The 13,386-nt window shown below is 72.0% G+C and carries 11 protein-coding genes; 2 read left to right on the top strand and 9 right to left on the bottom strand.

Features of this window, described 5'->3' with window-relative positions; genetic code table 11:
- Window positions 1-30: 30 nt before the first annotated feature.
- Window positions 31-702 (bottom strand): endonuclease NucS, encoded by a 672-nt coding sequence (nucS, locus tag IO30_RS0136740; RefSeq protein WP_031150502.1) that lies wholly within the window; start codon window positions 700-702, stop codon window positions 31-33.
- Between the two features lie 220 nt (window positions 703-922).
- Here nucS and IO30_RS0136735 point away from each other — a divergent pair, with 220 nt between their 5' ends.
- A complete protein-coding gene (locus IO30_RS0136735) occupies window positions 923-1,315 on the top strand; it encodes an SCO5389 family protein (protein WP_031150500.1) in 393 nt (130 codons plus the stop codon).
- A 49-nt stretch (window positions 1,316-1,364) separates the two neighbouring features.
- Here IO30_RS0136735 and IO30_RS0136730 read toward each other — a convergent pair whose 3' ends face one another.
- Window positions 1,365-2,396, bottom strand: a complete 1,032-nt coding sequence (locus IO30_RS0136730; RefSeq protein ID WP_031150499.1) for an LLM class flavin-dependent oxidoreductase — start codon at window positions 2,394-2,396, stop codon at window positions 1,365-1,367.
- A gap of 250 nt (window positions 2,397-2,646) precedes the next feature.
- Here IO30_RS0136730 and IO30_RS0136725 point away from each other — a divergent pair, with 250 nt between their 5' ends.
- The gene (locus IO30_RS0136725) at window positions 2,647-3,000 is read left to right on the top strand and encodes a hypothetical protein (protein WP_031150497.1); all 354 of its coding nucleotides are present in this window, start codon (window positions 2,647-2,649) and stop codon (window positions 2,998-3,000) included.
- 39 nt (window positions 3,001-3,039) lie between these two features.
- Here IO30_RS0136725 and IO30_RS0136720 read toward each other — a convergent pair whose 3' ends face one another.
- From IO30_RS0136720 to mce, 7 genes are all read right to left on the bottom strand, one after another.
- Window positions 3,040-3,891 (bottom strand): ABC-2 transporter permease, encoded by an 852-nt coding sequence (locus tag IO30_RS0136720; protein WP_051859105.1) that lies wholly within the window; start codon window positions 3,889-3,891, stop codon window positions 3,040-3,042.
- Window positions 3,888-5,006 (bottom strand): ABC transporter ATP-binding protein, encoded by a 1,119-nt coding sequence (locus IO30_RS0136715; RefSeq protein ID WP_031150493.1) that lies wholly within the window; start codon window positions 5,004-5,006, stop codon window positions 3,888-3,890. The genes IO30_RS0136720 and IO30_RS0136715 overlap by 4 nt, the downstream gene beginning before the upstream one ends.
- A gap of 194 nt (window positions 5,007-5,200) precedes the next feature.
- Window positions 5,201-5,959 (bottom strand): ABC transporter permease, encoded by a 759-nt coding sequence (locus IO30_RS0136710; protein ID WP_031150491.1) that lies wholly within the window; start codon window positions 5,957-5,959, stop codon window positions 5,201-5,203.
- Window positions 5,960-5,961: 2 nt separating this feature from the next.
- Window positions 5,962-6,984, bottom strand: coding sequence for an ABC transporter ATP-binding protein (locus tag IO30_RS0136705; RefSeq protein WP_037896221.1), 1,023 nt, complete (start codon window positions 6,982-6,984; stop codon window positions 5,962-5,964).
- Window positions 6,985-7,085: 101 nt separating this feature from the next.
- The gene (locus IO30_RS0136700; RefSeq protein ID WP_031150487.1) at window positions 7,086-8,024 is read right to left on the bottom strand and encodes a coiled-coil domain-containing protein; all 939 of its coding nucleotides are present in this window, start codon (window positions 8,022-8,024) and stop codon (window positions 7,086-7,088) included.
- A 194-nt stretch (window positions 8,025-8,218) separates the two neighbouring features.
- A complete protein-coding gene (gene scy, locus IO30_RS0136695; protein ID WP_031150485.1) occupies window positions 8,219-12,688 on the bottom strand; it encodes a polarized growth protein Scy in 4,470 nt (1,489 codons plus the stop codon).
- A gap of 182 nt (window positions 12,689-12,870) precedes the next feature.
- Window positions 12,871-13,299: a methylmalonyl-CoA epimerase gene (gene mce, locus IO30_RS0136690; RefSeq protein ID WP_031150483.1), complete on the bottom strand. Its 429-nt coding sequence runs from the start codon at window positions 13,297-13,299 to the stop codon at window positions 12,871-12,873.
- Window positions 13,300-13,386: the final 87 nt, after the last annotated feature.

Here is a 13,386-nt window from a genome sequence, read left to right as displayed (position 1 = left end):
GGGGACGGTGCGGGACCCGGGCCGGACCGGTCAGAACAGGCGGAGCTTGTCGTCCTCGATGCCGCGCATCGCGTTGTAGTCCAGCACCACGCAGTCCATCCCGCGGTCCGTGGCGAGCACCTTCGCCTGCGGCTTGATCTCCTGCGCCGCGAAGACGCCCCGGACCGGCGCCAGGTGCGGGTCGCGGTTGAGCAGTTCGAGGTAGCGGGTCAGCTGCTCGACGCCGTCGATCTCGCCGCGCCGCTTGATCTCCACGGCCACCGTCGCACCGGAGGAGTCCCGGCACAGGATGTCCACCGGGCCGATGGCCGTCATGTATTCGCGCCGGATCAGGGTGTAGCCCTCGCCCAGCGTTTCGATGCGGTCCGCGAGGAGCTCCTGGAGGTGCGCCTCGACGCCGTCCTTGATGAGCCCCGGGTCGATGCCCAGCTCGTGGGAGGAGTCGTGGAGGACTTCCTCCATGGTGATGATGAGCTTCTCGCCCGCCTTGTTGACGACCGTCCACACGCCGGCCTCGTCCCCGGTCCCCTCCTTGAGGGTGCACGGAGGCGACATCCAGTTGAGCGGTTTGTACGCCCGGTCGTCCGCGTGGATCGAGACACTGCCGTCCGCCTTCACGAGGATCAGACGGGGTGCCGAGGGCAGATGGGCGGTGAGGCGGCCCGCGTAGTCGACGGAGCAGCGGGCAATGACGAGACGCATGGTCGGCAACGCTACTCGACGGATGCGCCTCCACGCGATTCGCCCCTGAAAGCCCCGTTCGCGGATGGCGCGTTGTATGCGCATTCTCCTGGTGCGTCACCCATGGGGCGCCTACCGTGGTGAGCGGGAGGTTGCCGAACGTGCACGCAGCGTCGCGGCCTCCTTCCCTGCCCGTAAGACTCCGGCTACCCAATCGGCCGGGGTCGCGAGAGGAGAACCCATGTCGCTCGACGTCTCACCGGCCCTACTCGAACAGGCCGAGCGAGGCGAGGTCGACGAAGCCGCCTTCGTCGACTGCGTCCGGACCTCCCTGCCCTACGCCTGGGAGATGATCAGCTCGCTGGTGGCCCAGCTGAAGGTGGACGGCGGACAGTTCGCCGACAACCAGACGCCGCCGCCCGACGAGCAGGCGCGCGGCCAGTTGCTGCGCGCTCTCGCGAGTGACGCGATACGCGGTGCGCTGCAGCGGCACTTCGGAGTACGCCTGGCCTTCCAGAACTGTCACCGGTTGGCGGTCTTCCCGCTGGATTCCTCGGTGGACGACCGGCTGGCCAAGTTCACTTCGATCCGCGGGCAGCTGCTCAACCAGTCGCCCGAACTGCGGGACTGCTAGCGGTTCTCGTACTTCGCTGCCGCTCCGCGACGGGGAGCGGCAGCCCTTCTCAGCCGAGGCGGGGCAGGACTTCGGCGCCGAGGCGCCGGACGTTCTCCTCCGTCGCGGCGAGATCGCCGGAGCCCTCCGACAGCAGTGCGAACCGGGTGATCCCGGTCCGTTCGGAGGTGGCCGCCAGCCGGTCCGCCGCCCGCTTGGGGGTGCCCACCGGATGCAGGTCGCACAGCAGCTCGGTGTAGGCGACCGGGTCCCGCATCGCGCGCGCCCGGCCGTCCACCGTCACGTGCGCGTCCAGGCCCTGCTTGAGCCATCCCGGCATCGACTTCAGCAGGACCTCGCGGGCGTCCGCCGAGCGGTCCGCCAGCTGGCACACCCCCGCGGAGACGTGGCCCGCGCCCGCCACCCGCTCCTGCGAGTGCCCGGCCGCCAGCGCCGTACGCCGCCACAGCGCGACCATCGCCGCCTTGTCCTCGTCCCCGCTGTGCATGCCCAGCAGCATCGGCAGCCCCCGCTCCGCGGCCAGCCGTACGGACGCCGGCGAGGTGCAGGCCACGATCACCTCCGGCCCCGTCCCGTCACCGTCCAGGGCTTCCGAGGGCCGCGGTACGACGGCTACCTCGCGGAACCCGTACCGCTCGCCGCGGGCTCCCACCCGCGCCTCGGTCAGCCAGCGCCGCAGCAGGTCCAGTGACTCGGGGAAGCCGTTCTCGTACGCGTCCGCCCCGCCCCCGAACACCTCCAGGTCGACCCAGGGACCACCGCGCCCCACCCCGAGGCTGAACCGGCCGCCCGAGGTCAGGTGCAGCAGCGCCGCCTGCTCCCCGAGGGCCACCGGATGTGTGTTCGGCAGCACGCTCACGGCCGTGCCCACCCGCAGCCGCCGGGTCCGGCCGAGCAGCAGGGCCGCCAGCGTCACCGCCGACGGGCAGACCCCGTACGGGACGAAGTGGTGTTCGGCGAGCCAGACCGAATCGAGCCCGGCCTCCTCGGCCACCTCGGCGGTCCGTACCGCCCGGTGCAGTGCCTCGCCCTGTCCCTGGCCAGGGAACTGGGCCGCCAGAACAAACGCTCCTACGCGCATCGCCTTTAGCCTCCTTGCGGCTGGCGCGGCCTCCCCCAGGTGGACCGGCTTCTTGATCCATTACGACTAACGTCTTACTGGCAACAACGTCTGACACGTGCCAAAGGCACGGCCTGACAGGAAAGTTATTGGGATTGTCGGGCCAGTCCCCCCGAGGCGGCCGCCTCTCCCGGACACCCTGCGGCTACCCGGGCCGGCTGCGCGTAGTCTGGGAGAAAGTCACTGCCGTCCGCCCATCCGTGAGGTATACGTGTCACCGCGCCACAACCGCCCCAGGGGCGGCGGGAATCCAGCCGAGCGTCCGGACGACTCGGGTGCCGGCCCGGGGGCGGGCGCAGGGCTCGACCGGTTCGGGCTGGAGCGCACCGAGGAGTACCAGGGCGAGGAGTGGAAGGTCCGGCACGTCGCGGGCGCCAGCGCGGTGGGCAAGCGCTACCGCTGCCCCGGCTGCGACCAGGAGATCCCCTCGGGCACCCCGCACCTCGTGGCCTGGCCCGAGTACGGGGGCGTCGACGACCGGCGCCACTGGCACAAGGCCTGCTGGAACGCGAAGGACCGCCGCACCTCGCGGGTGCAGCGGTCCCGTAACGCGCCCAAGCACTGAGGCCGTCGGCGGCCTGCGCCGGGCCCCGGGCCGGACGTCTCAGACGTCCCGGCGCCCGACCGTCACGTAGGAGAGGGCCACCGCGCCGCCGGTGACCACCATGATCAGCAGCAGGTGCGCGAAGGCGGAGGGCGCCGGGCTGATCTCGCTGCCGGCGCCCGGCAGGCCGAACAGCTGCATCATCGCCACCGGCGCGTTGTACATGATGATCGTGTCGCCGATGCCGGCGGTCGCCTGCCAGACGCTGAGCATCGAGCCGATCACCGGCGGGAGCATGACCAGTCCCAGCATGGAGGCGATCGCCCCGGCCGAATGCCGCAGCAGCGCACCGACGGCGAGCGAGAGCACCCCGAGGAGGGTGACGTAGAGGCTGCCCGCGAGGGCGCCGAGCCACTCGGAGACGTCGTGCGTGCCCGAGCCCGGCCCGCCGTGCGCGATCGCGGCGGCCGCCCCGACCAGGCCGACGGACGCGGCGACGGCGGCGAAGGCCGTCATGCTGAAGACCAGGTACTTGGCGGTGAGCACCCGGTGCCGCTCGGGGGCGGCGGTGAAGGTGGTCCGCACCAGGCCGGTCGCGTGCTCGGAGGTGATCGTCAGGACGCCGAGCACGATCACGGAGAGCTGCCCGACCAGCAGGCCGAAGAGCGCGGGCGAGGGGTACGCGATCTCCCGGAAGGCGGCCTCGTCGGTCTGGCTGATGACCAGCAGCCCGATGCCGACGACCGTCACCACGAGGGAGCCGAGCGTCCACATCGTGGAGCGCACGGAGGTCATCTTGGTCCACTCCGAGGCGAGGGCGTGCCCCAGGTGCGGCCGCGGCGTGGGCAGCGGTGCGTGCCCGGTCATCACCGGGACGTTCGTCGTCGCGCCGCTGGGCGTGGGGACGGTCATCGGGTGTCCTCGGGGTTGTTCTTGGCGGCTGCGGCGAGCTCGCCGGGTTCGCTGGGCATCAGGAAGGGCTGCTGCCCGCCCGCCCCGGGCGGCGGGGGAGCGAAGAAGCCGCTCTGCGGCACCTCGGGAGCGGGCAGCTCCTCCTCCCACGCCGGGACGCTGAGCGGCTCCGGCTCGAACAGCTCGGCCCGCGGGTCCTCGGAGGAGGTGTACTCGACGGAGGAGTGGGTCATCCGCATGTACGCCTCTTCGAGCGAGGCCCGGTGCGGGGACAGCTCCCACAGCCGTACGCCCGCCTCGTGCGCGAGGTCCGCGATGCGCGGGAGCTCCAGGCCGGTCACGCGCAGTGCTCCGTCGGGCTCCTGGAGGACCCGGCCGCCCGCCTTGGCCAGGGTCGTACCCAGCGCGTCCCGGCCATCGGGATCGGTGTCGGCCGCGCGCACCCGTGCGAATCCGGCCGAGTTGTGCGTGATGAACTCCTGGGTGCCCATATCGGCCAGCAGCCGCCCCCGGCCGATCACGATCAGGTGGTCGGCGGTGAGCGCCATCTCGCTCATCAGGTGCGAGGACACGAAGACGGTCCGGCCCTCGGCGGCGAGCTGGCGCATGAGGTTGCGGACCCAGAGGATGCCCTCGGGGTCGAGACCGTTGACCGGCTCGTCGAACAGGAGCACCTGCGGGTCCCCGAGCAGGGCGGTGGCGATGCCGAGCCGCTGGCCCATGCCGAGGGAGAAGCCCTTGGCCCGCTGCCGGGCGACGTCCTGGAGGCCGACCACGGCCAGCACCTCGTCCACGCGCCGCTCCGGTATCCCGGAGAGCTGGGCGATCGACAGGAGGTGCGTACGGGCCCGGCGGCCGCCGTGGAGGGCCTTGGCGTCGAGCAGGGCACCGACGTGGCGCTGGGCGTTCGGCAGGTCCCGGAAGGGACGGCCGTTGATCGTGACATGACCGGCGGTGGGCCGGTCGAGGCCGAGGATCATGCGCATGGTGGTGGACTTCCCGGAGCCGTTGGGCCCCAGGAATCCCGTCACGTGACCCGGCCTGACCTGGAAGGACAACTGGTCGACGGCGGTCTTGGCGCCGTAGCGCTTCGTCAGTCCGACTGCCTCGATCATCTTGCTGCCCCTTACCAGGCCGGGACGACTCTCGCCCGCGTAAGGGTTAAGAGGATAACGAGTCCCCCGCGGTTCCGTCCCGAGCCGATCCCTGAGCTGCCCCTGAGACCGACCCGGGGATCACCCGTAGTACGGAGGACGTCCGTCGTACGACGGACCGGCGGACGTCCCCTCCGTCTCAGGCGTCGCGCGTCTCAGGCGTCGCGCTTCTTCAGGACGAGCAGACCGCCGATCACGGCTGCGGCGACCCAGAGGACCATGATCCCGAGACCGCCCCAGGGGCCGTACGGCGTCTCCGGGTTCCCGAAGGCGTTGGGCACGACCAGCATGATCCTCGAACCGGCGTTGCTGGGCAGGTACTGGCCCACCGAACGCGTCGCCTCGAAGCCCGCGAGGAGGTTCGAGACGATCAGGAAGAACGGGATCAGCAGGCTGATGGAGGCGACCGAGCTGCGCAGCATGGTCGCCACACCCATGCAGAACAGGGCGAGCAGCGCCATGTACACGCCGGCGCCCACCACGGCGCGCAGGACGTTCTCCTCGCCGATGCCGATGCCGGAGTCACCCAGCAGTGCCTGGGTGAGGAAGAACGACGTGAAGCTGGTCAGCAGACCGACGACCAGGGCCAGCGCCGTCGCCACGGCCATCTTCCCGGTCAGGAAGCGCGTGCGGTGCGGGACCGCGGCCAGCGAGGTGCGGATCATGCCCGTGCTGTATTCGGTGCTGACGACCATCACACCGAAGACGATCATGGCCAGCTGCCCGAACTGCATCGAGCTGAAGCTCATCGCGGTCGGGTCGAAGACCATGTCCTGGTTGCCGGTGTCGTAGGTGGCGGCGAACAGCGCGGCGAACCCGACGGTGACGAGGAAGACGAGGGCCAGCGTCCAGCTCGTGGAGGCGACCGTGCGGATCTTGGTCCACTCGGACCGGAGGACGGCAGGGTAGGACATGGTCACTCGCCGTCCTTGCGGGTTGCCTCGAAGCCGGCGCCCCAGGCGGGGACGTCGGCCGGCCGGGCCGGGTTGTCGGGGGACGTGCCGGGGGCCGCCAGGGTCCCCGGTCCCCCCGGCGCGTGGGCGTGGTATTCGACGGAATCCGCCGTCATGCGCATGAACGCTTCTTCCAGTGAAGCCCGTTGCGGGCTGAGTTCGTGCAGGACGATCTGGTGCTGGGCGGCCAGTTCGCCGAGCCGCTCCGAACCCACGCCGTCGATCTCCAGCGTTCCGGTGGCCGGAACGCTGATGGCATCGATCCCTTCCGCGTGCAGGACGTCCTTGAGGCGTTCCTGCTGCGGAGAGCGGAGCCGGACGTAACTGCGCGAGTTCTGCTGGATGAAATCGGCCATCGACGTGTCGGCCAGCAGCTTTCCCTGCCCGATCACGATCAAATGCTCGGCGGTGAGCGCCATTTCGCTCATGAGATGGGAAGAAACGAAGATCGTCCGCCCTTCCGCCGCAAGACCCTTCATGAGATTCCGGATCCAGAGAATTCCTTCCGGGTCCAGGCCGTTGACGGGTTCGTCGAACATCAGGATCTCCGGGTCACCGAGCAGCGCGGCGGCGATGCCGAGCCGCTGCCCCATACCCAGGGAGAATCCCTTCGACTTCTTCTTCCCCACGGGCGTCAGCCCGACGAGGTCGAGGACCTCGCCGACCCTGCTCTCCGGGATGCTGTTGGCCTGCGCGAGGCACAGCAGGTTGTTGTAGGCGCTGCGGCCGCCGTGCATCGCCTTGGCGTCCAGCAGTGCACCGATGTACTTCAGTGGCTCCGGCAGGTCCCGGTAGTGCTTCCCGTCGATCCGGACCGTCCCGCTGGTCGGATTGTCGAGGTCGAGCATCATGCGCATGGTCGTGGACTTCCCCGCCCCGTTGGGGCCGAGGAAGCCGGTCACCACCCCCGGTCTGACCTGGAAGCTGAGGTTGTCCACGGCGGTCTTCGCGCCGAATCGTTTGGTAAGTCCCTCAAGCTCGATCATGCGGCCACGCTAGAGCGCCGAAGGGCCGTACGCCACCTCAAACAGGTGACATACGGCCCTGATGTGCCTGTTTCGCTACCAGCGAGTAGGAACTCGGCGTACTAGCGGCTCTGCTGCGCCGGGACACCGCGGGTGACCGGCTCGTCGTCGACGATCGGGTTGGCCGCCGCGACGGCCGCACCGGTGAGCGTCGCCAGCATCTCGCGGACGTTGGTGAGCTGCGCGTTGATGGAGTCGCGGCGGTTGGTGAGCGCCGCCAGCTCGCGCTCGGACTCGCTGCGGATGCGGTCGGCCTTGGCGTTGGCGTCGGCCACGATGTCCTCGGCCTGGCGCTGCGCGGTCTCCACCGTCTGACGGGCCCGGCGCTCCGCGTCCGTACGCAGCTTCTCGGCCTCCAGGCGCAGCTGCTCGGCGCGGTGCTCGATCTCCGCGAGGCGCTTCTCGGCCTTGGCCTGGCGCGAGGCGAGGTCGCGCTCGGACTGCTCACGGCGCTTGGCCAGGTTGGTCTCGAAGTCCGCAGCGGCCTGGGCGGCCTTGGCGCGGGTCTCCTCGAAGAGGGCGTCGGCCTCCTCGCGCTTGGAGGCCGCGTCCTTCTGGGCCTCGGAGCGCAGGGTGGACGCGTCTCCCTTGGCCTTCTCGACGATGCGGACGCCCTCGTCCTCCGCCTTCGACTTGCGGTCGGCGGCGAACGACTCGGCGTCGTTGCGCACCTGCTGGGCAGCCGACTCCGCGAGCTCCCGGTGCTGCTCGGCCGCGCGACGGGCCTCCTCGCGCAGGTCCTTCGCCTCCTCCTCGGCCAGCCGCAGGATCTTCTCGACCCGGGCGCCGAGACCGGCGTACGACGGCTCGGCGTCGCTCACCTGGGCCTGGGCGTTCTGCGTCTCGAGGTGCAACTCCTCGATCCGCTTTTCCAGAGAGTTGATACGTCCAAGGGCGCTGTCGCGGTCGGAGACCAGCTTGGTAATGCGGTCGTCCACCTGACCGCGGTCGTAACCACGCCGCACGAGCTCGAAGCCGAAGGGGGAGGAAGTGTCGCTCATGGGGTTCCTGTCGAATGAGACCGATGAGGTGCTACGTGAGGTGTTAGGGGAATCCTAGGCGCCCAGGCGGCGTGTCATCGAGTCATTCCACGTTTGATCTGGACAATGACACCCCTTTTGAGTGGCAAGGCGGCAGAATGCTTGTCACTCGTTCGCCTGAACCTCCATCAGGAGCACACATCCACGTGCGCCGACTAGCTCTCTGACGTCTTACCACCCGATCGAGTGGAACCCGCTGCCGCGCCGGCCTTCACGCCCCCCGCGCCCTGGCCGCCCACCGCGGGCTTCGCGCCGCCCGAAGGCGCCTCGAATGATTCCAACGCCTCAAGAACGTCCTGGACACGGGAGATCTCCGCCTGAATGTCCTCGCGACGGCGCACCAGGACCTCCAGCTCACGGCGGCCCTCCTCGACGATCCGGTCGGCCTCCGAACGGGCCTGTCCCAGCGCCGCCTCGGCCTCCCGCGTCAGCTCGGCCTTCTTCTGCTCGGCCTCCTTGAGCAGCGCCTCCGCCTTGCGCACCGCGGCGATGCGCACCTTGCTCGCCTCGCTGCTCGCGTCCGACACCAGCTCCTTGGCCTTGGCCTCGGCCTCGACGCTCTGCTCGGTCGCCGCGCGCACCAGCTTGTCCACGCGCTCGCCCGCCGACTTCATCTGCTCGGCCGACTCCCTGCGGGCCCGCTCGTGCAGCTCCTCGACCTCCGCCTCGACGCGGCCGCGCAGCTCCTCCGCCCGTTCCCTTATGGCCGACGCGTCCGTGCGCGCGCCGACCAGCAGCTCGTCCGCGTCCGTACGGGCCTTCTCCACCATGGAGTTGCCCTCGACGGTCGCCTCCGAGGTGATCCGCGCGGCCTCCTTGCGGGCGGCGTCCACCATCGCGTCGGCCTGCTCCTCGGCCGCCGTGGTGGCGGCCAGGGCCTGCTGCTGCGCGTCGGTGGTGAGCTTGTCCGCTTCCGCCGAGGCCTCCGTGATGAGCCGGTCCACCTGCTCCGCGGCCTCGCTGCGGCGCTTGTTGGCCTCCTCGCGGGCCTCGTCCAGCAGCCGCTCCGACTCGCTGCGGGCCTCGGTACGGACTCGCTCCGCCTCGGTCGCCGCCTCCGCCTTGACCCGCTCGGCCTCCGAACGGGTACGGGTCGCGTGCTCCTGGGCCGAGGACAGCGCCTCCGCCGCCTCCGCGCGCAGCCGCTCGGCCTCGTTCGAGGCCTCGCCCACCGTGCGCTCGTTGTCCTTGCGGGTCTGCGCGGTGAGCTTGTCCGCCTCGGACGCCGCCTCGGTGATGAGCCGGTCCGCCTGCTCGGCCGCCTCGCTCCGCAGCCGGCCCGCCTCGGCGCGCGCCTCGTCCAGGGTCTGCTCGGACTCGCGCTCGGCGGCCGCCAGGGTCTCGTTCGCCGCGACCGTGACGCGGTCCGCCTCCGCGGTGGCCTCGCCGATGATCCGGCCGCCCTCCGCACGGGCGTCGTCCAGGGCCTGCGCGGCCTCCGCGCGCAGCCGCTCGGCCTCCGCCGCGGCCTCGCCGACCGTGAGCTCGTTGGCCGCGCGGGTCTCCTCGACCAGCCGGTCGCCCTCGGCACGCGACTCCACCAGGATGCGCGCCGCGTCCCGCTCGGCCGCGGCAGCCGTCGCCGCAGCCTGGGAGGTGAGCTTCTCCGCCTCCGCGGCCGCCTCGCCGACCAGGCGGTCGGCCTGTTCGGCCGCCTCCGTGCGCAGCCGGCCCGCCTCCACGCGGGCCTCGTCCAGCGTGCCCGCCGCCTCGGTACGGGTCGCCTCCGCCGCCTCGGCGGCCAGGGCGGTGATCCGCTCGGCCTCCGCCGTCGCCTCGCCGACCGTGGCCGCATTGGCCGCCAGGGTCTCCGCGGTGATCCGCTCGGCCTCGGCCGTGGCCTCGGCGACGAGCTGGGCCCCCTCGGCGCGGGACGCCTCCAGGGCCTCCGCCGCCTCGCCGCGGATGCGGTTCGCGTCGTCCCGGGCGTCCGCCCGGGTACGGGCCGCGTCCCGCTCGGCCGACGCCAGGGCGTCCGTGGCCTCGGTGCGCACCCGCTGCGCGTACTCGGCCGTGTCGCTGCGCAGCTGCTCCGCCTCGGCGATCGCGTCGCCGACCGTGCGCTCGGCCAGTGCCTTCGCCGCGTCGGTCTCGGCGCGTGCCTCGCTGCGGACCCGGTTCGCGTCCTCGGTGGCCCGCTCGCGTTCCGCGTAGGCGTCGGCGCGGACCCGCTCGGACTCCTCCTCGGCCTCGGTCCGCGTACGCTCCGCGGCGTGCTCGGCGGCGCTGCGCAGCCCGGTGATCTCCTCCTCGGCCTGCTCGTGCAGCCCGGCCACGGCGTCCCGCACCTGCTGGGCGGTGGTCTCCGCCGCCGCCACCAGCTCCGACGCGCGCCGCTCGGCCTCCTCGGTGAGCCAGATCGCCTCGGCCTGTGCGTCCTCGGAGCGCTTGCGGGCCTGCGCCAGCAGTTCCTCGCTCTGCTCGCGGGCCTGCGCCCGCTCGCTCTCCGCGTCGGTCCGCGCCGATGCCAGGGTCTCCTCGGACTCCCGGCGCCGCCGCGCGGCCTCCTCCTGAGCGGAGGCCAGTGCCTCGGCGGCCTCGGCGGCGACCCGCTCGGCGGCGGTCTTGGCCTCCGCGCGCAGCCGGTCGGCCGTCTCCTGGGCCTCGGAGCGCACGCGCTCCGCCTCGGCCTCGGCCTCGCCGCGCAGCCGTACGGCGACCTGCTCGGCCTCCGCGCGGACCCGGCCCGCGTCCTCGGCCGCGTCCGTGCGCAGCTGCTCGGCCTCCGCCTCCGACTGGGCCTGGAGGGTGCGGTTGCGCTCCGCCGACTCGGCCCGCAGCCGGTCGGTCTCCTCGGTCGTCTCCTTGCGGATGTTCTCCGCCGCGGTCCGGGCGTCGCGCAGGGTCTGCTCGGCCGTGGCCAGCCGGCCCTCGGCGTCCGTGTGCAGCCGTACGAGCTCCTCGTCGGCCTCCGCCCGCTTCGCCGCGAGGGCCTGGTCGGTCTCCTCGCGCCGCCGCCGGGCCTCGGCGTCCGCCTCGGACCGTACGGACTCGGCCTGCTCCGCGGCCTCGGCGTGCAGCCGCTCGGCCTCGGCGCGGGTCCGCTCCAGGGTCTCCTCGGCCTGCTTGCGCAGCGTGCCGGCCCGTTCCACGGCTTCGGCACGGACCCGCTCGCTCTCGGCGCTCGCCCCGCCGCGCAGCTCGTCCGCGTCCGCCTTGGCCTTGCCGAGGAGCTCCTCGGCCGTGCGGGCCGCCTCCTCGATCTGCTGGACCGCCTCGCGACGGGCCTCGCCGCGGATCCGCTCGCCCTCGGCGACGGCCTCCGCGCGCAGCTGCTCCGCCTCGCCGCGCAGCCGCCGGGCCTCCTCCTGGAGTTCGACGGTGCGGGCCCGGTACTCCTCGGTGTCGTCCTTCGCCGCGCCCTTGAGCTCGTCCGCCGTGGCGGCCGCCTGCGAGCGCAGCCGCTCCGACTCGGCCTCCGCCTCGCGGCGGATCCGCTCGGCCTCCTCGGACGCCGCCCGGGTGGTGGCCCGGGCGTCCTCGGAGGCCTTGTTCAGCACGTCCTCCGCGGTCCGCGCGGCCTTCGCCAGCTGCGCCGCGGACTCCTCGGCGGCGGCCGCACGGGCCTGCTCCCCGGCCTCGGCGCGCTGGCGCTCCACGTCACCGCGGGCGTCGGCCAGCAGCTGCTCGGCCTCGGCCTTGAGGACCTCGGCCTCCTTGGTGGCCTCGCCGACGAGGCGGGCGACCTGCTCCTTGGCCGTACGGGTGCGCTGTTCGTTGACGGACTCCGCCGAGGCGAGCTGCCGGGAAGCGCTCTCCTTGGCCTCCGCGAGCAGCTTCTCGGCCTCCGCGCGGGCCTCGCGCAGCGCGGTGTCGGCCTCCTGCACCCGCGACTCGGCGACGCGGCCGAGGTCGAGGGTCTGCTGGCGGGTCTGCTCGGCCTCGGCCGAGGTGCTGGAACGCAGCCGTTCCGCGTGCTCGGTGGCCTCCTGGGCCTGTGCGGAGGCGGCGGTCAGCAGCCGCTCGGCCTCCTTGCGGGCGCGCAGCAGGGTGGACTCGGCCTCGGTACGGGAGGCCTCGGCCTCGGAGGTCAGCCGGCGGCGGGCCTCCTCGGCGAGCCGGGCGGCCTCGGACCGGGCGGCGTTCAGGGCCTGCTCGGCCTCGGCGCGGGACTCCTCCATGAGGCGGCGCGCCTGGGCCTCCGTACGGGCGCGCAGCTGCTCGGCCCAGGCCACGTTCTCGTTGACGTGCGCCTCGACGGTCTGGCGGCGCTCGTTGAGCTCCTGGTCCAGGCGCTGGCGGCGGTTGACGGCCTCCGCGTGCAGTTCGGCCTGGAGGCGGGACTGGTGCTCGGCGTGCTCCTGGAGGATGCGCTGGGTCTGCGCCCGGGCGTCGCGCAGCTCGCGTTCGGCGTCGGAGCGCATCTGGTCGGCCTGGATCTGGGCATTGCGGAGCAGCTGCTCCGCCTGGTAGCCCATGTCCGCGCCGTCGTAGGCGGGGCGGGACGCCAGAGCTCGGCGTACCTCGTGGAGCTTGGCGCGCAGCACCTCGACCTGGTATCCCAGGTCCTCGGCGTGCTGGACGGCCTTCCCGCGCTCCTTCTTCAGCCGCTCCATCTCGGCTTCGAAGCGCGTGAGATGGTCAGCTCCGGCCTGATGGCTCTCCTGGCTTTCGTAGCCCCGCACAGCGCGGTCCCATCCGTCCCCTGGTCGCAAGCTCACTCCCAAATGAGCATCGCTCGCCCGCTGAACGACGCCCCCGGGGGAATGGTGTCAGATACCGGGGCAGGGGTCGAAGGCCCCGACCCCGTCTCCGCACCGAACCCCGGCCGAGCCATGGCCACTCTACCGGCCGGGGAATCGGGCCATCAGTGGTCAGGGTTGGCCGTGACCAGTTCGGTGAGGACTCCGTGGCAGTCCTTGGGGTGCAGGAAGGTGATCGAGGAGCCCATCGAGCCGGTGCGGGGCTCGTCGTACAGGACGCGGACGCCCTTGCCGCGGATGGCTTCCGAGTCGCCGCGGACGTCCTCGGTGCCGAAGGCGATGTGGTGGACACCCTCCCCGTTCTTGGCCAGCCACTTGCCCACCGCGGAGTCCTCGCGGGTGGGCTCCAGGAGCTGGAGGTAGGAGGCGCCGCCGTCGGACGTCTCGTTGATCTTCAACATGGCCTCGCGAACGCCCTGCTCCTCGTTGACCTCGGTGTGGAACACCTCGAAGCCGTACGTGGCACGGTAGAACTCGACGGTCTTGTCGAGGTCGAAGCAGGCGATCCCGATGTGGTCGATTCTTGTCAGCATGGGACCAGTGCACCGCTGAGGAGGGTGGTCACGCAACGTGCCAGCGATCACACCGACAGCCCGATGACGCCGCGGGTACTGCTCAGT

Origin of the sequence: Streptomyces xanthophaeus, from assembly GCF_000725805.1 — a bacterium.
Taxonomy (GTDB): domain Bacteria; phylum Actinomycetota; class Actinomycetes; order Streptomycetales; family Streptomycetaceae; genus Streptomyces; species Streptomyces xanthophaeus.
This window is presented reverse-complemented; position numbering and strand designations above follow the sequence as displayed.